Raw genomic sequence first — 20,152 nt, forward strand, 5'->3', positions numbered from 1 at the left:
CTGAGGGGATGATCTGCTCTTGCCCGAGGAGCTCCCCTGCTCTTCGGGCTTTTTTATCCTTCAAATACCTGAATTTCAAAGTGTCGTTAATAGCGCTGCAACCACAGGACACCGGTGTGCAGAAAACGGATATTGCTCTTTCGCCTCGAAGACTCTAATGACAGAACCGCAAAACAAAAATTTCGAGGTGTTGAAATGAACAGGACCAAATCCCTTGCCAGCGCTGTACTGGCAACTACCCTGACCGCAGGCATGAGCCTTGGCGCACATGCCGCCGGCGATCCGGTAAAAATTGGCGTCATGCTGCCGTTCAGTGGCATCTACGCACAACTGGGCGAAGCCGGGCGCGACGGCCTGAAGCTGGCGCTGAAGGAAAACGCCGCCAACCTGCACGGCGCGGACATTGAATTTATTGAGCTGGATACCGAAGCCAAACCATCACGGGCTCCGGAACTGGCGTCGTCTCTGCTGAACCAACACGAAGCGGACTTTATAATTGGCCCGGTTCATTCCGGTGTTGCCATGGGCATGATCAAGATGCTTCGTGGCAAGGACACCGTGATGATCATTCCGAACGCAGGTGCGGCAGCGGCCACAGGCCCATTGTGCTCGCCCAACATGTTCCGGACGTCCTTCTCATCCTGGCAGCCATCCTACCCCATGGGCAAAGTCGCTCTGGAAAAGGGGTACAAGAAGGTTTATGCCATCAGCTGGAACTACGGCATGGGCCGCGAGAGCCTGGACGCTTTTGAAGAGTCGTTCACTGCCGGTGGTGGCGAGATTGTCGAGAAAGTGCTCCTGCCCTTCCCATCTACCAACTTCCAGTCCCACGTGAGCTCCATCGCGGATACAAATCCCGATGCTGTATTCACCTTCTTCGCTGGCGGCGGCGCCATCAAGTTCGTGAAGGACTACGATGCCATGGGCCTGCGCGGCAAGATTCCGCTGCTGGGGTCCGGCTTCCTCACCGAAGGCACTCTGCAGGCGCAGGGCGACGCTGCCGAAGGCGTGATGACCGGTCTGCACTATGCAGAGCAACTGGATGTTCCCAAGAACCGGGAATTCCGCGAAGCCTTCAATACCGAATACGGCCACTACCCGGACATCTACGCCGTACAGGGCTATGACGCGGGGCAGGCTATCGCTAACACCATCGACCAGCTCAAGGGTGACATTTCGGACAAGCAGGCCGTGATCAGCACCATGGAAAAGCTGACCATCGACAGCCCGCGTGGAGAATTCACCTTCTCCAAGGCCCACAACCCGATCCAGAACGTCTATCTGAGGAAAGTGAAGGACGGCGTGAACGTGGTGCAGAGCATCGCCGCCGAAGCGCTGGAAGACCCTGCCCGTGGCTGCAAGCTCTAAGCACGGGTTCTGAATCCCCCGGCAAAAGCCGGGGGCTCATCTGAAGCTCCCTTGCCCACACCTGAACTGACTTATCCGTAAAACCGTTGGGTATCACTATGTCTACCGAACTTTTCTTCGTGCAACTTATTAATGGTCTCCAGTATGGGTTGCTTCTGTTTTTGATCGCCTCCGGCCTGACCCTGGTGTTTGGTGTCATGGGCATCCTTAACCTGGCCCATGGCTCCATGTACATGGTCGGTGCCTATCTGGTGTGGTACTTCGTTGCGGTAACCGGCAGCTTTACGGTATCCGCCATTCTCTCGGCTGTCATCGCCCTCGGCCTGGGCATACTGATCGAACGGGTATTGATACAGCGGTTGTACAACCGCAACCACCTGGATCAGGTACTGCTGACCATCGGCATGATCTTCGTGTTCAACTCGCTGCAAAGCATTCTCTGGGGCAACGACCCTTATGGCGTCGCAGTTCCTGACGCGCTGAGCGGTTCCGTACCCTTCACCGACAACTCCAGTTACCCGGTTTACCGCATCTTTGCGGCATTCATCTGTATCGCCATCGCCGCCGCGCTTTATTTCGTGGTGAGCAAGACCCGCCTGGGCATGCTGATCCGTGCCGGAGAATCCAACCGGGAAATGGTGGAAGCCCTGGGCGTCAATATCAAAAGCCTCTACACCATCGTGTTTGCGATTGGCGTCATGCTGGCCGCGGTGTCTGGCATTATCGCCGCTCCCATGCGCTCCATTGTTCCGGGTATGGGCGAAAGCGTCCTGATTACCTGCTTCGTGGTGGTGGTCATCGGCGGCATGGGTTCGATCAAAGGCGCCTTTGTGGGAGCCCTCCTGGTGGGAGTTATCAGCACATTTGCTGCGGTACTGATGCCCACCATGTCCAACATGATTATCTACATCTTTATGATCCTGGTGCTGCTGGTGAAGCCCCAGGGCCTGTTCGCCAAGTAAGCGGGAGCCGAACATGATTTTCGAGAAACGCACCGAGCGCATCTTTCTGGCGATCTTCTTTGTGATCGCCCTCTGTATTCCTCTGTTCCTTGAGGACAATTCGTTCTTCGTCGGCAAAGCCACCACCATCCTGATCCTGGCGGTGTTCGTGATGTCACTGGATTTTCTGGTAGGGCGTGTTGGCCTGGTGACCTTGGGGCACGCACTCTTCTACGGCTTGGGCGGTTACTTGTTCGTGATCGTTACGCCGGAATACGAAGCCGTCAATTTCTGGCTCTACGCCCTGTACATCATGGGTATCAGCGCTGTGGTCGCTCTGGTTGTCGGTGTTGTGGTGCTGCGAACCTCTGGCATCTATTTCATCATGATCACCCTGGCGATATCGCAGATGGTGTACTACTTCTTCTTCGACTCCCTGGAGTTCGGGGGTAACGACGGTCTGTTCATTTTCATGAAGCCGGAAACCAGCATCTTTGGCCTGAACTTCCTGAACCTGGATAACCCCACGCACTTCTATTACCTGTCGCTGCTGGCGGTGTTGGTCACCCTGCTGGCCATCAAGATCATCCTGCGTTCGCGCTTTGGCCGCATTGTGGAAGCCAGCCGCCTGAATCCGGAACGCACCGAGGCCCTGGGCTATAACATTTTCGCGTTCCGTCTGATCAGCTACATCATTGGCAGCACCCTGGCGGCTTACGCCGGACTGTTGTTCGCCCTGCAGTATGGCTACGTCAATCCGCAATTCATGACCTGGGAAATGTCCGGTACCGCCCTGGTGATGTCCATCCTCGGTGGTATGGGCACCATCTACGGCGCCATTCTCGGCACCATTACCTATGAAGGTCTGCAGTATTTCTTCGAGCACATGAGCGAAGACTGGATGCTGTTCATGGGCGGCGCGATCATCCTGATGGTCCTGCTGCTGCGCAAAGGCCTGGCCGGTTACCTTGAAAAGCTGCTGGAGAAATAATCATGGCCAACGACATCATTCTGGAAACCGAATCCCTCAGCAAACACTGGGGCGGCATCAAGGCACTCAACGACATTTCCCTGCAGTTTCATGACCGACAACTGCACGGCGTGGTCGGTCCCAACGGCGCGGGCAAAAGTACGCTGCTGAATATGCTGTGCGGCACACTGAAACCGACCAGCGGCTGCATTTTCCACAAGGGCGATCAGATTGAGGGCATGAAACCCTGGAAGTTTGTGCGCCGGGGCATTGGCCGCAGCTTCCAGAAAACCAACATCTACGCCGATGTCACCTGCCTGGAAAACTGCGCCGTGGCCGCTCAACGCCGCTTCACCGGCAGCTTCAATCTGTTCGCGTCGCGTCATTCCAACAAGCTGGTTCGGGAAGCGGCTGAAAAAGCGCTGTGCCAGGTGGGGCTCGAAAGCCGCATCCACACCGTCGCAGCGGAAATATCCTACGGTGAGCAACGCCAGCTTGAGTTGGCGATGGTGCTGGCAACCGACCCCTGCATCCTGCTGCTGGATGAGCCTATGGCGGGGATGGGTCACGAGGAGTCCCAGCGCATTATCGAACTGCTGAACGAACTCAAGCAGACCTACAGCATTGTGCTGGTGGAACACGATATGGATGCCATCTTCGAGCTCTCCGACCAGTTGACCGTACTGGACAACGGCACCCATCTGATCACCGGCACCGTGGATGAAGTACGTAACGAGCCCCGGGTGAAAGAAGCCTACCTGGGCAAGGAAGACGAGGAGGAAGCGGCATGAGCAACAGTCTTCTGGAAGTTAAAAACCTCAACACCCTGTATGGCCGAAGCCACATCCTTCACGATCTGTCGTTCCGGCTGGATAAGGGGCAGTCCATGAGCCTGATGGGGCGTAATGGCATGGGCAAGACCACCACGCTCAAGTCCATTCTTGGCATCGTGCCGCCCCGCAGTGGTCATGTGTATTTCGACGGACAGGACATCAGCAACCTGCCGACCTGGAAGCGGATGCGCCGCGACATAGCCTATGTTCCCGAAGGCCGGGGCATGTTCCACAATCTGACGGTGAAGGAACACCTGCAAATGGCCGCCCGCCCCGACAGCAACGGCAACACCGGCTGGAATTTCGATCGGGTCATGGATACCTTTCCGCGCCTTCAGGAACGCCTGTCAAACCTGGGTACGGAGTTGTCTGGGGGCGAGCAGCAGATGCTAGCGATCGGCCGCGCGTTGGTCACCAATCCCCGACTGATGATTCTGGACGAGGCGACCGAAGGTCTGGCGCCGCTGATCCGCCAGGACATCTGGAACGTGATTGCCACCATCCGTGAGTCGGGCATTTCCACACTGATCGTGGACAAGAACATCAAGGCACTGAAAAAGCTCTGTGACCGTCATGTGGTGGTGGTGAAAGGACAGGTTCACTTTGATGGCAGCTCCGAAGAGCTGGACCAGAATCTGGAAAAGGTCGAAACCGCGCTCAGTGTCTGAATACCCTGATTGGGCTTAGCCCCAATCAGGCGTTTGGCACGCCCAGTGAATCCACAAAGTAGTCCAGCAGCATTCTCACCTTTGGCGACAGGTGACGGTTATGGGGATACACCGCCCAGATACCGTCATCGTCTTCCTGGTAATGAGTCAGAAGAGGTATCAGTGTACCCGCGTCGAGTGCCGGCCCAACGTAATAATCCGGCAGCTGGACAATACCAACCCCCTTCAGCGCTGCATCCAACAAGGCTCTGCCGCTGTCACAACGCACATTTCCACGAATCCGGACATTGCGGGGATGACCCGCATCCTGAAATCGCCAGTAACCCAGATTCCCCTGAAGGCAATTATGGTGTTCCAGCTCAGACAGAGAGTGCGGGGTGCCATGGACAGCGAGATAAGCTGGCGAGGCGCATACATACAGAGTCCGGGAAGCAAGACGCCTGGCCATCAGGCTCGAATCGTCCAGTTTACCAAGCCGTACCGCAAGGTCGTAACCTTCCGCCACCAGGTCCAGTTGCTGATTGGTCAGTTTCATTTCAACGTCGAGTTCGGGATACCGCAGTACAAAATCGTTGACCAGCGGTGCGATCGACTTCTCTCCGTAGGTTACCGGCGCCGTCAGTCGCAGCCGGCCCTGGGGCACCAGCTGCATATTGGTCATAGAGCGCTCCGCCTGTTCAAGGGCGTCCAGTATCTGGCGACAATGCTGATAGTAGATCTGCCCGGCCTCGGTAGTGGAGACGCGCCGGGTCGTTCGATAGAACAGACGGGTGGATAACCTGTCTTCGAGCGCGCTGATCTGTCGGCTGACGTGAGCGGTCGAGACGTCCAGGCGTTTTGCCGCCCGGGTGAAGCTCTCCGTTTCAGCCACCGCCACGAATTCGTTTACACCTTCCCAGCGCTGCATGTCACCACCCTACTTTTGCTTCAGCAATTCTGATTATTACACATGAGTAAAAGTGATTTCACGAACACGGTCATTATCAACATATGTGCAGCAAATATAATGACCAGATCATTCGGGCAGTGTCCAAATACAGATGCATCACAAACGGAGAGAATTATGAGCGAGATGATCAAATCAAAAGCAGCCATTGCCTGGGGACCGGGGCAACCACTCTCCATTGAAGAAGTGGATGTAATGCCGCCGAAAGCCGGTGAGGTTCTGGTGCGGGTGATCGCTACCGGCGTCTGTCACACCGACGCGTTTACGCTTTCCGGAGACGATCCAGAAGGTAATTTCCCCGCGATTCTGGGCCATGAAGGCGGCGGCATCGTTGAGGCCATCGGCGAAGGTGTCACGAGTGTCGAGATTGGAGATCACGTTATTCCCCTGTACACGCCAGAGTGTGGAGAATGTAAATTCTGCCTCTCCGGTAAAACCAACCTGTGCGGGAAGATCCGGGAAACCCAGGGCAAGGGCCTGATGCCCGATGGCACCAGCCGTTTCTACAAGGATGGCCAGCCAATCTATCACTACATGGGCTGCTCCACCTTCTCCGAGTACACCGTGCTGCCGGAAATCTCTCTGGCCAAAGTGAACAAAGAAGCGCCACTGGAAGAAGTGTGCCTGCTGGGCTGCGGAGTAACCACCGGCATGGGCGCCGTCATGAACACTGCCAAGGTGGAAGAAGGTGCCACCGTGGCGATCTTCGGCCTGGGCGGCATCGGCCTGTCTGCCATTATTGGCGCTACCATGGCCAAGGCCAGCCGCATCATTGCTATTGATATCAACGACAGCAAATTTGACCTGGCAAAGCAGTTGGGCGCGACCGACTGCATCAATCCGAAAAACTATGACAAACCCATTCAGGAAGTCATTGTCGAACTGACAGATGGCGGCGTGGACTACTCCTTTGAGTGCATTGGCAACGTCGACGTGATGCGTTCTGCCCTGGAATGCTGCCACAAGGGCTGGGGCGAATCCGTCGTCATCGGTGTCGCAGGTGCTGGCCAGGAGATTTCCACCCGCCCATTCCAACTGGTGACCGGTCGAGTCTGGAAAGGCTCCGCGTTCGGCGGCGTCAAAGGCCGCTCCGAGCTCCCTGGAATTGTCGAGCGGTATCTGCAGGGCGAGTTCAAACTCAACGATTTCATCACCCACACCATGGGGCTTGAAGACATTAATGAGGCGTTCGAACTGATGCACGAAGGAAAGAGCATTCGTAGCGTGATCCATTTCGATAAGTGACCGGCGCGGTCGCCTGCCGCCCATGGCAGGCGACTCACCCACGGAGTTCTTGATGAGCATCGAAAACCTGAGCAGCAACAAAAGTTTCGGTGGCTGGCACAAGCAGTACAGCCATCGGTCCGACACCCTTGGTTGTGTCATGCGTTTCGCGATTTACCTGCCACCACAGGTGGCTAGTGGGCAAAAGGTACCCGTCGTTTACTGGCTATCGGGCCTGACCTGCACCGACGAAAACTTCATGCAGAAAGCGGGCGCCCACCGCGTAGCCGCCGAACTGGGCATTGCCATTGTGGCCCCGGACACAAGCCCCAGAGGCGACGACGTCGCCAACGATGACGGTTACGATCTTGGCCAGGGGGCGGGGTTCTATGTGAATGCTACCGAGAGCCCCTGGAACACGCATTACCGCATGTACGATTACGTGCTGAATGAACTACCGGCACTGGTGGAGTCGGTGTTCCCAGTGACCGGCCAACGCTCTGTCGCGGGACATTCCATGGGCGGGCATGGCGCCCTGGTGCTGGCATTGCGCAATCCACAGACATACCAGTCGGTGTCTGCCTTCAGCCCGATCAGCAATCCGGTCAGCTGCCCGTGGGGCAAAAAAGCCTTTGCCGCCTATCTCGGCAACGATACCGGGCGCTGGGCTGCCTACGATGCCAGCTTGTTAATGCGCAAGGCACAGAAATTCGTGCCGGCCCTGGTGGATCAGGGTGACGCTGACAATTTCCTGGCCGAACAGCTTCGCCCCGAAGCCCTTGAGGCGTCAGCCCATATCAGCGGTTATCCGCTGGAACTGAATCTGCGCGAGGGCTACGACCACAGCTACTACTTCATTGCCAGCTTCATTGAGGACCATCTGCGATTCCATGGTCGTCATCTGGAACGGTGACGGAACCCTGCACCGTGCCGGAGATAAGTACAAAAAACGGATAGGGATGTTCATTAACCGGATATTTGCCCACGCCTGAATAACCGATAGTTCAAATGCCAAACAACAAGGAGAAGGCAAATGAACTATCGACATTCATTACTAGCGCTCGCTATTGCATCCGGTCTCAGCGCGGCCCCCGCCGTTCACGCTCTCGAACTCGGCGAGTTCAACGACACCAAATTCAGCATCGGTGGCTATTTCAAAGCCGAAGCCATCTATGAAAAAGTCGATGATGGGGATTCCCGCATCTTCGGCCGTTCCAACCAGTCCCGCGTTAACCTTAAAACAGTCACCCAGAAGGAAGGCCATACGATTGTCGGCTTTGTGGAAGGCGACTTTTACGGCGGCACCTTTCCTGGCGAGAATAACGACCTACGGCTTCGCCACGCCTTCATCAAGGTGGATCAGACCACCGTGGGGCAGACCTGGACCGGCCAGTTCTGGGCCGTTGCCTATCACGATTACCTGGATTTCCTGGGCGGGCCGCGAGGCACCCTGGGCGGGTTCAACTTCCGCACAAACCTGATTAGTCACGAGGTTGCCGGCTTCCGTTTTACTGCACAGGACCCGGTCAACAACGACGCCGACACGCCTGATCTTGCGGTTAACTACAACCTGAGTCTCGACGGTGGTCACCGTGTTATCCTCACCGCATCAGGTCGCGAAGTTGAAAATGGCGACTTCGTGGGTGGCGGCGCCATCGGCTCGAAGTTCATGATCGGGCCTCACAGCCTGAACGTGAATGCTCACTACGGTGAAGGACTTGGTGCATTCACCGGTGTTGGCGTAAACAACAGCCTGTCGTCACCGGATGTCGAAAACGACGACGCTGTCAGCCAGGCAGGGTTTGACGTTGGCTTTCGCTACGTCATCAACAACGAGTGGCGGGCAAACGTCGCCTATACAGCCGTCGAAGTGGATGACGACGCCGACACCAACTACGAAGCCCATCGCGTCAACCTGATCCATAACATCACCCAGGATCTGGAAGCCGGGATAGAGTGGCGAAAGTACAATCTCGCCTTCGGCCCGCTATTGCCGGAAGGCCAGCAGGTTGAGGTCATGGCCAAGTACAAATTCTGATCCGGACCTTCAGAATTGGTATCCTTGCCAACAACCCGAAAAACAGGTGCCCGCCGTCTCCAGGGTGCCTGTTTTCCGCTGGTACACGGCAGCACCAGTCATTCGAAAATGGTAACGTCCATGGCAGAAGAAAGCCCAAAGCGGCAAGGAATCGGTTCGCTGGAAATCGGATTGCATATCCTCAATTATATTTCCACAGCGCCAAAGCCACCCACCCTCAAGGAACTGTCGGGCGCCCTGGATCTGTCACCTAGCCGCGCCCACAAATACCTGGTCAGTTTGCTGCGAGAGGGCTACATCAATCAGGTGAATCACACCCAGTACACCCTGGGCAATTCCAGCCTGACCCTGGGCATTTCAGCACTCCGGCGCATCAACCCGATTCAGCTGAGTTACGAAGCCGTTGACCGGCTCAATGAGGAAACCGACAAAACCGTGTCGGTCACCGTCTGGAACGGCAACGGCCCACTGATCATCAAGTGGCTGGACTCAAGCCAGCCAATCTCGGTCAACGTGAGGCTGGGCGCCGAGCTATCGCCACTGAACTCAGCCTCAGGCAGGATTTACCTGGCCCACCTGCCAGCGAAGCGACGCAAGGAACTGGTGGACCAGTATTACAAGAACGCCAAGTCACTCCCGAAACATCGGGGCAAACCCATCACCCGGGAGGAACTGCAACCTCATCTGGAAACCATCAAACGGGATAACTACTGCGCGTTTTTCAGTGATTACCTCCCCGAAATCAATGTGCTCAGCCGCCCTGTATTCGATATCAACGGCAGCATTGTCACCGTCATCACCCTGTTGGGTCTTGATCGGGACACCGACATCAGCGAAGGCTCATTCCTGTTCGAACAGGTCCGGGAATGCAGTGACCGGGTTACCCGACAGATCTGCGGGCAACAACGGGAAGGTAATGGCCGGGATTAACCGGCCATTCGCAGGGTTTCAGAGGGCAACTCGCCGAAGGATTTTCGATAATCCGAAGAAAACCGGCCCAGATGACTGAAGCCATATTCCAGGGCGATCTCGGTGACATTCCGGCACTTTCCCTGCAAAAGGTCTTCCCGCAACTTCTGTAACTTCAACTGCTTGATGTAACACTTGGGGGTCGTCGCGAAGGCCTTGGAGAAAGCATTGTAGATGGATCGAACACTCATATTGGAGACACTGGAAAGCTCTTCTATATCGATGTTGCGATGCACGTTCTGTTCAATGTACCGCAGCATTTTACCCAGCATGGGCGTACAGGCCGCACCGTTCTCCTGGCTGGACCAGTTACTGGGAAATACTTTCAGCAGTTTCTTGAGGATAATTTCACGATAGGCGCCGCAAACCGGGTTTATGTCCTCGTCTTCGGCATCATCAAGCTCGGACAGCACCGCCTCCATGATATTGATCAGGGCAGGACATAGCCGAAGCTCCACGGGCGCCCGGGTAAAGCGAATGCCATCCTCCGGCAACCGACCGTGTGATAACTCACGGGCATTATTGAGTACATGCTCGGGAACCTTGATGATCAGCTTTTCGCAATCATCCGAATACTCCAGATCAATCTTTTCATAAGGGTTCACCATAACCGCCTGACCACTGCGAACCTTCATGCGCTCGCCCGCCTGATGCCAGACACACTCACCCCGAGTGACCACCTGAAAGTGATAGATGGACTCAAGTTCGGGGCTTTTTACCCGTACATGGTTACCGTAACTGAGTTGGGACATCCCGAACCCGGCAAATTCCCTGAAGCTGAGACTGGACTTCCGTTTCTGCTCTCCAAGCATTTCCAGGCGATGCTGCCCGATATGCTGGTTAACAAACGAAGACACCTCTTCCGGATGTGCCCCCTGAAGGACGGTAGCGCCCGCAAGTGATTGACCAAACATCTCTCGCCTCATTTACTTATTGTTAATGAGTTCACTTTATATAAATTCAGGTGATCAATCAACAACCAACAAAGACACCACCGAAACAGCATGCGTTAGGTCATCAAAGAAGAACGCGAGCATGAGAAATAACTGGGTATACGAGAGCGGCAAGAGCACCAACTCACAGCGGGAAGTCAGGAGGCCTGTTGCTTCAACAAAGTGGCGATGGTCGACGTGTATGGAGCATCGATGCCAAGATTGGCGCAACGTTTAAGTACAGCGCCCGCAATACTGTCCAGTTCAAGGGGGCGCCCCTTCTCCCTGTCTATCAGCATGGACGTTTTGATTGCATTGAAGGAACTGATCAACTCGAACATTTCGTGGAGATCTTCCTTCGTGAGGTTTACATCATCGGCCCTTGATGCCTCAACGGTTTCCGCCATCATGCCATACACAATCCTGCTGAACTCGGGACGATGAGTCAGGCTGCGGGTATCCAATCCTGTCAGTGCCGAGAGGGGATTTACACCATTGTTGATCACCAGCTTACGCCATAGCTCGTAGCGAACGTTGTCGGAAAGCGTGGTGGGAATACCCGAGCCGTCGAATGCCGCCGCGAGTTTCTCCAGCAGCAACGAGCGCGCGCTGCCGGGCTTACGCGCCGCAGGCCATTCGCCCATCACGATCTCAGCAACGCCCTCTGCTTCGACAACACCTGGCCGCACAATATGCCCGCCGATCCGCACCGCAAGCCCGCCGATGATCCGCTCGGCCCCGATGGCTTCTGCCAGCAATGGCTCATTATCAACACCATTCTGGAGGGACAATACAGGAACCCGGCCCTGCCTCAGCCAGGCTCCGAGCTCATCCACGACCGACTCGGTGGCTGTCGACTTCAGGGCAATGACAATGACGTCAAAGTCGTCAGGATGGAATCGGGCGACCAATTGCTGGTGGCTGAAGGCCTCTGGACGATGAATCAGTTCCCTCCCCCCGTAGTGGACCTTCAGGCCGTTGCTGACAAGGGCATCCAGATGGGCTCCGCGAGCAGTGAGCACCACCCGGTGCCCCGACTCCAGAAGCCTTGCTGCGTAGTAGCTTCCAATACCACCGGCCCCAACCATCAGTAGTTTCAGCATTCACGGAATCCTCTGCGTTTTCGACAGATTATTGCATCCATCCATAACCTGCGAGGGACTGGCTATTCTCATTCAGAGAGAAGCCAAACAGGCGCTGAGGTGCCTGCATTCCACCTAGACTGAAGGCGGTATTGAGCACACATAACGTTGGGTCGGCAACGGGGGCTTCGGCCCCCGGAGTAGAATGAGAGGCGCGCAGGTCAGATTTCGACATGGCTTTTACCCATCTGTGCTCATCTTCCCACTGACGAATCAGATTACGGAGATAACTGTCATGTGGCTGAGGATGATCCTCGTTATTGCCGACGTTTTCCAGCCGGTCCAGGCATATCAGCAACACACCCTGGTCTCTCAAGGCTTCCAGGCAATGACCAATATCCCTGTAGTGTTCACTGGTCATACCGGTGTTGAGCCGCAGTTCAATCACCTCCTCAGGCGCAAGATGCGTCATGCTTTCAGCCAGTTCCTTCAAACCCTGTTCCCGAGACCCGCTAACGGCGACATCAAACCCCCGTTCCGCCATTCCGGATTGCAGGCGTCTGGCAAGAATCCCCTCACCACACTGGTGAAAGATTTCCGGCTGTGCGCCCCCTTTTTTCGAGGTAATAAATGCCACGTTGACAACTACGAGATCGGGCCGTATCAGGCGGCGCAGGCTGGCCTGCCCTTTGGGGCCTGTCAGCGCTTCTGTTTCACAGGACAAGTACAGCACGGGCAGCTTGGTCATGTTACTCACCGGCAATAGGCGTTGGTTCGAGGACAGCGCTAGGGCCGTACTTTGCTGGCCGGCTCACCGGCTATCCCAAAATGGCTTTTAGGCATTTCGGTAATGATCACCCGTACGCGTTCAATCGGTGAATCAATTGAGCGTGACATGGCTTCCGACACCTCACGAATAAGGCGCTCTTTCTGTTCGTCCGTGCGACCTTCAAGGATATACAATTGGGCTATCGGCATTATGGTTCCTCACGCAAAATCAACAAGAATGTTCCTGACCCGCTCAGGGCTCGAGGACAAGAAAGCCGGGTGGATGGCCTGGCGACCAAACCATTGGCGAGTTCGAGGAAAATCAGCAGGGATATCCACGCCATAGAGCAGAGCCAGGGCAAACCTTGGGAACAGGGCGCACTCGGCCAAGGTTGGCCAGTTTCCGAGAAGGAAGTTTTCGTCTCGCAGCGCCATCTCCAGTGCGGGCAGCCCACTCAGGAATCCGCGTGTACCCCTGCGAATCCTGCCTTGGTCCCATTCGCTCTCCGGTTTATCGCGTTTCTCAAAAACCACTTCCCGCAGGGATCGCCCCAGAACATTATCCCCATACACAATCCAGCTTCGTGCTTCCGCCCTTCGGCGTGGAAAATCCGGGAGCAAAGCCGAGCCAGTTTCGGCCAGGTACTCAAGCATCGGGCCGGAGTCGGTCAGTACCAGGTCATCCTCAATCATCACTGGCACCGTTTGACTCGGCGATAACCGCTGCCACTCGACGAGAACATCCGGGTCTGACCTGTCCATGCTGTGCATCGCCCGCCCTTGCAAAGCCGCGGCAATCCGGACTCGCCAGCAAAACGGGCATTCGGGCTTATCAATCAGTCGTATCCTGCTCATTGGCGTGCCGCTCCCAAATCCCTCAGGTGCTCCCCCACAAAATCCAGCCTGTCCTGACCCCAGAAAATCTGGTCGCCGATAACAAACGTGGGAACACCCAGGGCACCTTTTTCCTGTGCTTCCTGCCAGTTCCGGTCAAGTTGGGTATGGAGTTCGGGATCATCGACCGCCCTGGCGAACGCCTCCCTGTCTAGTCCAACGCTTTCGGCAACTGAGGACAGGACCGCTGCATCCCCTATGTCCAGGCCGTCCGCCCATTCGGCGCGCATCACTGCCACCACATAGGGTTTGAGCAGTCCTTCCTTCTCTGCCAACAGTGAACCAGCCCCGGCACGGGTAGGATCCGTACTCTTCGGAGGTGGGGTCAGAGGCATGCCAAACCGACGTGCCCAGCGTGCCACGTCCTGCCTGGCGATAGGCATCTTGACCTTTGCCCGGTCCGGATCCGAGCGACCGTGCCATCCTCCCAGAGGCCTCCAGAGCAGATTGACTTGGTACTGGTCAAACAGCTCGAACATACGCTCGCTGGCCAGATAGCAGTACGGGCTGCGAAAGTTGAAATATAAACGTAGATCAATGGTATCGCTCATAATTCCCTGCTCCGTTGGCAGTGCCTTTGAGGCTTAGATAAACCTTCCGGTTACGGTCCCCAGCCCCTGATAACGCACGGTGATATTATCCCCAGGCTCCACCGTGATGGCGGCGGTTATGCCACCGGTCATGATGAAGGTGCCCGCGGGAATGTGCTCACCCCGCTCTGCCAGCAGATTCGCCAGCATCGCCACGCTGGAGGCCGGATGGCCGAGCACGGCGGCACCCGCGCCTACATCGACAACTTCACCGTTCTTCTCGACCACCACGCCCAGGGTTTTCAAATCCACATCCGCCACATCGGCCATCTGGCCGCCGGTGATAAACCGGGTTGATGAGGCGTTATCCGCCACGACACTCACCAGGTCGAACTTGAAGTTCTCATAGCGGGAGTCAATAACTTCCACGGCGGGAATCACAAAGTCCGTCGCCGCCAGCACTTGGCCGATATGGCAGCCGGGGCCTTTCAGGGGTGCCTTGGTGACGAAGGCAATCTCGGCTTCGATTTTCGGATGGATCAATTCCTGGGTGTTGACCACGCCGCCGTCCGGCACACTGAAATAGTCTGCCAGGAAGCCATAGATCGGAGTCTCCACACCCATCTGGGCCATCTTTGCCCAGGAGGTGAGGCCCATTTTCATGCCAACGATCTTGTTGCCACGCTCTTCCTTGCGGCGGCGTATTTCCCACTGCACGTCGTAGGCATCCTCGAAGGTCATGTCCGGGTAGTCATTGGTGACCTTGGTGATGTCGTGGGCCTGCAACTCGGCGTTTTCCACGTGTTCGGCCAGGGCCAGCACCTGTTCACGGCTCAGTGTCTTGCTCATGCGTTCTGCTCCTTTTGCGCCGCCAGCAGATCCAGCGCCACATCCACAATCATGTCTTCCTGGCCACCCACCATCCGGCGTTTGCCCAGTTCAACGAGAATATCCACAGTCTTCAGGCCATACTTCTGCGCTGCTACCTCCGAGTGGCGCAGGAAGCTGGAATAGACTCCGGCGTAGCCAAGCGCCAGGGTTTCACGGTCCACCCGAACCGGGCGGTCCTGCAGCGGCCGCACAATGTCATCAGCGGCATCCATCAGTGCGTACACATCGGTACCGTGCTCCCAACCCATCTTGTCGAAGGCGGCAATGCACACTTCCAGCGGGGCGTTACCCGCACCAGCGCCCATGCCGGCGAGGCTGGCATCGACACGGTCACAGCCTTCCTCGACAGCCACGATGGAGTTGGCCACGCCCAGCGCGAGGTTATGGTGGGCGTGGATGCCCGTCTGGGTTTCGGGCTTCAGGACGTCTTTCAGCGCCCGGAAGCGGTCGCGGATGTCGTTCATGTTCATGGCGCCGCCGGAGTCGACGACATAGAGGCAGGTAGCCCCGTAGTCTTCCATCAGCTTGGCCTGTTCCGCCAACCCTTGCGGGGTCTGCATGTGGCTCATCATCAGGAAGCCGACGGTGTCCATGCCCAGTTTGCGGGCGTGCTCGATATGCTGCTTCGACACATCCGCTTCGGTGCAGTGGGTGGCCACTCTGACGATTCTTGCGCCGGCGCTGTAGGCATTGTCCAGGTCGTGGACGGTGCCGATGCCGGGCAGCAGCAGGGTGGCGATTTTCGAGTGGGTGACTACGTCCGCCACCGCTTCGATCCACTCCAGGTCCGTGTGGGCGCCGAAGCCGTAGTTGAAGCTGGAGCCCTGCAGGCCGTCGCCGTGGGCTACTTCAATACTGTCGACTTTTGCCTTGTCCAGGGCCCGTGCAATGTCCTGCACGTTCTTGATGGAGTACTGGTGACGAATGGCGTGGCTGCCGTCCCGCAGGGTCACGTCGGAGATGTAGAGTTTCTTGCCGGGGTTATAAGTCATGGTTCAGTCTCCTCACTTGACCAGCGATTCGGCGATGCGCTCGGCAGTACCAAGAGCCGCGGAGGTCATGATGTCCAGGTTGCCCGCGTAGGCCGGCAGGTAATGGGCAGCACCCTCCACTTCCAGGAAGATGGAGGTCTTCAGGCCGCTGAACTTACCCAGGCCCGGGACGTTCATGGGCTGGTCTTCAGGAATCACATCAAACTGCACTTTCTGCTTGAGGCGATAGCCGGGCACATAGCGGTTCACCGCCTTCACCATCTCCTCGACGGAGGCTTCCACTTCGGCTTTGTCGGCGGCATCCGAAAGCACGTACACCGTGTCCCGCATCAGCAGGGGTGGTTCGGCCGGGTTGAGGATAATGATGGCCTTGCCCTTGCCGGCACCACCGACCACTTCGATGGCCTTGGAGGTGGTCTCCGTAAACTCATCGATGTTGGCGCGGGTACCGGGGCCGGCGGATTTACTGGAAATGGATGCCACGATTTCCGCGTAATGAGCCTTGGCGACTCGGGACACCGCCGCGACCATGGGAATGGTGGCCTGGCCACCGCAGGTGACCATGTTGACGTTGCCCTCGGCCAGATGTTCCTCCAAATTAACCACGGGCACGCAGTAGGGGCCGATGGCCGCCGGAGTCAGGTCGACCACGCGGATGTCGGGTTTGTGTTCCCGCAGCAGTTTGTCATTGTGAACGTGGGCGCCGGCCGACGTGGCATCAAACACAATGCCGATGTCGGCGAACTCGGGCATCTTCACCAGCCCTTCCACACCCTCGGCGGTGGTGGCCACGCCCATACGTTTGGCACGGGCCAGACCATCGGACTCGGGGTCAATCCCGACCATCACCCCCATCTCGATGTGCTCGGCGGTGCGCAGGATCTTGATCATCAGGTCGGTGCCGATATTGCCCGAGCCGATGATCGCCGCTTTGATTTTGTTGCTCATGATGTTGTCCTCTTCAATCCGGGTCAGGCGAAGCGCACGGAAGCACTGCCGATACCACCGATATCCACACGCATGTAATCACCGGCCTTGACCGGCTCCAGCGGAACCAGGGAACCGGACAGGATGACTTCACCGGCTTTCAGGGTGATGCCGAACTCGCCCAGGGTGTTAGCCAGCCAGGTCACGCAGTTCACTGGGGAACCCAGGGCCGCGGCACCGGCCCCGGCGCTCAGCACACTGCCGTTCTTTTCCACCACCATGCCGCAGGTCACGAGATCGACCTTGCGGGGAGAAACCGCCTGATCGCCCAACACAAACAGGCCACAGGAGGCGTTATCCGCCACCGTGTCCTGGATGGCGATCTTCCAGTCCTGGATGCGGGAATCGACGATCTCGAAGCAAGGCATCACACACTCGGTGGCGGCCAGCACATCGGCATTGGTTACCCCGGGGCCGCTCAGGTCTTTCTTCAGGATGAAGGCAATTTCGCCCTCGGCGCGGGGCGCAATCAGCCGGTCACTGATGGGCATGACTTCACCGCTGTTGAACACCATGTCGTCGGTCAGGTACCCGAAATCCGGCTGGTGCACGTTCAGCATGTTCTGCACCGCCTTGCTGGTGACACCGATCTTCTTGCCGATGACGGAGGCGCCATCCGCCAGCCGGCGTTCCAGCATGCGCAGGGAAATGTGGTAGGCGTCGTTGATGGTGATGTCTTCGCCACGGTCGGTCAGCGGTGCGACCGCCTCCCGGTTCAGCATGGCCTGGTAAAGCTCGTCACCGAAGGCCTGGATGCGTGTCTGTTCCATTACTCTGCTCCTGAAGCCACTTGATCGGCCTCGGTCAGGAAATCGTTCACCAGCCGGGCAAACCGGTTGGCATGTTCAATCTGGGTCCAGTGGCCGCAACGCCCGAATACATGCAACTGGGCTCGGTCGATCAGTTCAGCCAGTTTCAGTGAGGCGGCCAGCGGTATCACCTCATCTTCGCGGCCATGAAGAACCAGGGTTTCGTGGGGCAGCGCCCGGATGTCCTTCTCCTCGCTGGCCAGGTTGTCGACCCAACGCTGACGCGGTGCCGGGAACATGGCGGCAAAGGATTCCTGGAAACCGGGGCGGATACTGGCCTGATAGCGCATCTCCGCCAGTTCGTCGGTGAGCAGGCCTTTGTTGAAGGCAAACACATCCATCAGGCGACGCATGTTTTCAAGGGAAGGCTGGTAGCCCCAGACGTCATCCAGGCCCTCGGTGATCGGAAAGCTGACGCCGGCGGAGCCCATCAGCACCAGACGACGAACCCGCTCCGGGTACTCGATCGCCAGCGCCAGCGCCAGGCCGCCACCGAAGGAGTTGCCGACCAGATCCACCTGTTGCAGATCCAGTGCATCCATAACGCCGATGGCATGGGCCACCCAGCGCTCCCGGTTGTAGGTGTTGTCTTCCGGGCGTTGGGTATACCCGAAGCCGAGCATATCCGGCGCCACCACACGGCGATTCTTCGCCAGCTCCGGAATCACCAGGCGCCAGTTGGCCCAGGCGGTCACGCCGGGGCCGGAGCCGTGGATCATCATGACAGGAACACCGCCCTTGCCATGGTCATGGACGTTGGTGCGGTAGCCGGCGGCGGATATCTCACGCCCGATTTCCGGGCTGTTTTCAGGTGCAGTCATGGTTAGCTCACAATTTCACACAGATGTTTTTCATCTCGGTGTAGAACTCCAGGGAGTGCACACCACCCTCGCGGCCAATGCCGGACTGTTTGCTGCCACCGAAGGGTGTGCGCAGATCCCGCAGGAACCAGCTGTTGACCCAGATGATGCCAGCTTCGATCTGGCCCGCGACCCGGTGGGCGCGGGTAATGTTCTCGCTCCAGATTGCTGATGCCAGTCCGTAGGGAAGGCTGTTGGCCAGTTCGATGGCTTCCTCTTCGGTGTCGAATGGGCACAGGTGGACACAGGGGCCGAAGATTTCATCGGTAATCACCGTCGAACTTTCCGGCAATCCGGTCCAGATGGTGGGCTGAACCCAGGCACCACCGGCCAGCTCGGCCGGCATATCGGGAACACCACCACCGGTCACCACCGTGGCACCGTCATCAACGGCTTTCTGGTAATAGGACAGAACCTTCTCCCGGTGTTTGAGGCTGACCAGCGGACCCATATCCGCCTCGGCATCATCCGGCGGACCAATCTTCATGCCTTCCGCGGCTTCTTTCAGTCGGCCAACGAACTCGTCGAAGATGGAACGTTCTACATAAACCCGCTCAGTGCCAAGGCAAACCTGGCCACAGTTGGCGAAGGCTGAGCGCATGGTGCCCTCGATGGCCTTGTCCATGTCGCAGTCGGCGAACACCAGGCCGGCGTTCTTGCCACCCAGCTCCAGGGAGATATCCCGGATGCCCTTCGCGGCTGCCTTCATGATGACTTCGCCGGTGCCGGTTTCGCCGGTAAAGGTGAAACCATCCACTAGCGGATGCTCGGTGAGGAAAGCGCCGGCTGAATCCCCACCGAAGCCGTGAACCACGTTGAACACCCCGTCCGGTACGCCGGCGTCTTTCATCACTTCGCCCAGCAGGGCGGTGGTGGTGGGGGTTTCCTCGGAGGGTTTGACCACCACGGTGTTGCCACAGGCCAGAGCAGGCCCGACTTTCCAGGTCATCAGCAGCAATGGCAGGTTCCACGGGCTGATCACCCCGATCACGCCCTTGGGGCGGCGTACGGCGTAGTTCAGCGCGCCGGTACCGTCCGGCGTGGGCATTTCGAAGGATTCCGTGGGCACGTTCTTGATCATGTCCGCGAACACCTTGAAGTTGGCCGCGCCCCGGGGAATGTCGATGTGGCTCGCCAGGGATTTGGGCTTGCCGGTATCCAGGCATTCCGCTTCCAGGAACTCGTCAAACCGTGCGTTGATGCCGTCAGCCACCTTGTGCAGGATGCCGGTGCGTTCCTCCAGTGTCATCTTGCCCCAGGGGCCGCGCAGGGCCGCTTTCGCGGCTTTGACTGCGGCGTCCACCTCGTCACGTCCGGCTTCGTGAACTTTGCTGATCACCTTGCCGTTGGCCGGGTTGACGTTGTCGAACAACTTGCCGCTGGCCGAGCCAACATACTGCCCATTGATGTAGTGCTTGATGTCTTTCATTGCTGCCTATCCTGTTAAATT

22 protein-coding genes are annotated in these 20,152 nt (G+C 57.5%); 9 read left to right on the top strand and 13 right to left on the bottom strand.

Translation table 11 applies throughout. The annotated features are described in order from the left end of the window. Positions 1-195 precede the first annotated feature (195 nt). The 5 genes from AXW11_RS06255 to AXW11_RS06275 all read left to right on the top strand — a co-directional run bounded on the left by AXW11_RS06255 (position 196) and on the right by AXW11_RS06275 (position 4,780). On the top strand, positions 196-1,368 hold the full coding sequence (locus AXW11_RS06255) for an ABC transporter substrate-binding protein (RefSeq protein ID WP_075195472.1): 1,173 nt from the start codon (positions 196-198) through the stop codon (positions 1,366-1,368). 98 nt (positions 1,369-1,466) lie between these two features. Then, positions 1,467-2,330, top strand: coding sequence for a branched-chain amino acid ABC transporter permease (locus AXW11_RS06260; protein ID WP_075195473.1), 864 nt, complete (start codon positions 1,467-1,469; stop codon positions 2,328-2,330). Between the two features lie 13 nt (positions 2,331-2,343). Further along, a complete protein-coding gene (locus AXW11_RS06265) occupies positions 2,344-3,300 on the top strand; it encodes a branched-chain amino acid ABC transporter permease (RefSeq protein ID WP_075195474.1) in 957 nt (318 codons plus the stop codon). Positions 3,301-3,302: 2 nt separating this feature from the next. Next, a complete protein-coding gene (locus AXW11_RS06270; RefSeq protein ID WP_075195475.1) occupies positions 3,303-4,070 on the top strand; it encodes an ABC transporter ATP-binding protein in 768 nt (255 codons plus the stop codon). Then, entirely contained in the window at positions 4,067-4,780 is a 714-nt protein-coding gene (locus tag AXW11_RS06275; RefSeq protein ID WP_075195476.1) for an ABC transporter ATP-binding protein, read from the top strand. The genes AXW11_RS06270 and AXW11_RS06275 overlap by 4 nt, the downstream gene beginning before the upstream one ends. Before the next feature lie 25 nt (positions 4,781-4,805). Here AXW11_RS06275 and AXW11_RS06280 read toward each other — a convergent pair whose 3' ends face one another. After that, positions 4,806-5,687, bottom strand: a complete 882-nt coding sequence (locus AXW11_RS06280) for a LysR substrate-binding domain-containing protein (protein WP_075195477.1) — start codon at positions 5,685-5,687, stop codon at positions 4,806-4,808. A gap of 165 nt (positions 5,688-5,852) precedes the next feature. Between AXW11_RS06280 and AXW11_RS06285 the strand changes: the two genes are divergently transcribed. From AXW11_RS06285 to AXW11_RS06300, 4 genes are all read left to right on the top strand, one after another. Further along, entirely contained in the window at positions 5,853-6,971 is a 1,119-nt protein-coding gene (locus tag AXW11_RS06285; protein WP_227662382.1) for an S-(hydroxymethyl)glutathione dehydrogenase/class III alcohol dehydrogenase, read from the top strand. Positions 6,972-7,023: 52 nt separating this feature from the next. Then, positions 7,024-7,863, top strand: coding sequence for an S-formylglutathione hydrolase (gene fghA / locus AXW11_RS06290; protein WP_036202357.1), 840 nt, complete (start codon positions 7,024-7,026; stop codon positions 7,861-7,863). Positions 7,864-7,983: 120 nt separating this feature from the next. Beyond that, entirely contained in the window at positions 7,984-8,988 is a 1,005-nt protein-coding gene (locus AXW11_RS06295; RefSeq protein WP_075195479.1) for a porin, read from the top strand. A 120-nt stretch (positions 8,989-9,108) separates the two neighbouring features. Beyond that, positions 9,109-9,918: an IclR family transcriptional regulator gene (locus tag AXW11_RS06300; RefSeq protein ID WP_036202351.1), complete on the top strand. Its 810-nt coding sequence runs from the start codon at positions 9,109-9,111 to the stop codon at positions 9,916-9,918. On the opposite strand, the gene AXW11_RS06305 is transcribed toward AXW11_RS06300, so the two are convergent. From AXW11_RS06305 to AXW11_RS06360, 12 genes are all read right to left on the bottom strand, one after another. Then, positions 9,915-10,871 (bottom strand): AraC family transcriptional regulator, encoded by a 957-nt coding sequence (locus AXW11_RS06305; RefSeq protein WP_075195481.1) that lies wholly within the window; start codon positions 10,869-10,871, stop codon positions 9,915-9,917. The two genes, AXW11_RS06300 and AXW11_RS06305, sit on opposite strands and share 4 nt — an antisense overlap. Before the next feature lie 176 nt (positions 10,872-11,047). Continuing rightward, a complete protein-coding gene (locus tag AXW11_RS06310; RefSeq protein ID WP_036202345.1) occupies positions 11,048-11,992 on the bottom strand; it encodes a ketopantoate reductase family protein in 945 nt (314 codons plus the stop codon). A gap of 28 nt (positions 11,993-12,020) precedes the next feature. Next, the gene (locus AXW11_RS06315; protein WP_041333577.1) at positions 12,021-12,719 is read right to left on the bottom strand and encodes a class III extradiol ring-cleavage dioxygenase family protein; all 699 of its coding nucleotides are present in this window, start codon (positions 12,717-12,719) and stop codon (positions 12,021-12,023) included. Positions 12,720-12,757: 38 nt separating this feature from the next. Then, positions 12,758-12,949: a 2-hydroxymuconate tautomerase gene (gene thmT, locus AXW11_RS06320; RefSeq protein WP_007152856.1), complete on the bottom strand. Its 192-nt coding sequence runs from the start codon at positions 12,947-12,949 to the stop codon at positions 12,758-12,760. Between the two features lie 9 nt (positions 12,950-12,958). Beyond that, positions 12,959-13,594: a glutathione S-transferase family protein gene (locus AXW11_RS06325; RefSeq protein ID WP_075195482.1), complete on the bottom strand. Its 636-nt coding sequence runs from the start codon at positions 13,592-13,594 to the stop codon at positions 12,959-12,961. Next, positions 13,591-14,184, bottom strand: a complete 594-nt coding sequence (locus AXW11_RS06330; protein WP_075195483.1) for a 2-hydroxychromene-2-carboxylate isomerase — start codon at positions 14,182-14,184, stop codon at positions 13,591-13,593. The genes AXW11_RS06325 and AXW11_RS06330 overlap by 4 nt, the downstream gene beginning before the upstream one ends. A 33-nt stretch (positions 14,185-14,217) precedes the next feature. Next, on the bottom strand, positions 14,218-15,012 hold the full coding sequence (gene dmpH / locus AXW11_RS06335) for a 2-oxo-3-hexenedioate decarboxylase (protein WP_075195484.1): 795 nt from the start codon (positions 15,010-15,012) through the stop codon (positions 14,218-14,220). Continuing rightward, on the bottom strand, positions 15,009-16,046 hold the full coding sequence (gene dmpG / locus AXW11_RS06340; protein ID WP_075195485.1) for a 4-hydroxy-2-oxovalerate aldolase: 1,038 nt from the start codon (positions 16,044-16,046) through the stop codon (positions 15,009-15,011). Before dmpG ends, dmpH begins: the two co-directional genes overlap by 4 nt. 12 nt (positions 16,047-16,058) lie before the next feature. Beyond that, the gene (locus AXW11_RS06345) at positions 16,059-16,994 is read right to left on the bottom strand and encodes an acetaldehyde dehydrogenase (acetylating) (RefSeq protein WP_041333571.1); all 936 of its coding nucleotides are present in this window, start codon (positions 16,992-16,994) and stop codon (positions 16,059-16,061) included. A gap of 23 nt (positions 16,995-17,017) precedes the next feature. Next, entirely contained in the window at positions 17,018-17,803 is a 786-nt protein-coding gene (gene dmpE, locus AXW11_RS06350; protein WP_075195486.1) for a 2-oxopent-4-enoate hydratase, read from the bottom strand. Continuing rightward, on the bottom strand, positions 17,803-18,663 hold the full coding sequence (locus tag AXW11_RS06355) for an alpha/beta fold hydrolase (RefSeq protein ID WP_041333570.1): 861 nt from the start codon (positions 18,661-18,663) through the stop codon (positions 17,803-17,805). The genes dmpE and AXW11_RS06355 overlap by 1 nt, the downstream gene beginning before the upstream one ends. Before the next feature lie 7 nt (positions 18,664-18,670). Beyond that, a complete protein-coding gene (locus AXW11_RS06360; RefSeq protein WP_041333567.1) occupies positions 18,671-20,131 on the bottom strand; it encodes a 2-hydroxymuconic semialdehyde dehydrogenase in 1,461 nt (486 codons plus the stop codon). Positions 20,132-20,152 lie beyond the last annotated feature (21 nt).

Source organism: Marinobacter sp. Hex_13 (assembly GCF_001566815.1).
GTDB lineage: Bacteria > Pseudomonadota > Gammaproteobacteria > Pseudomonadales > Oleiphilaceae > Marinobacter > Marinobacter salarius.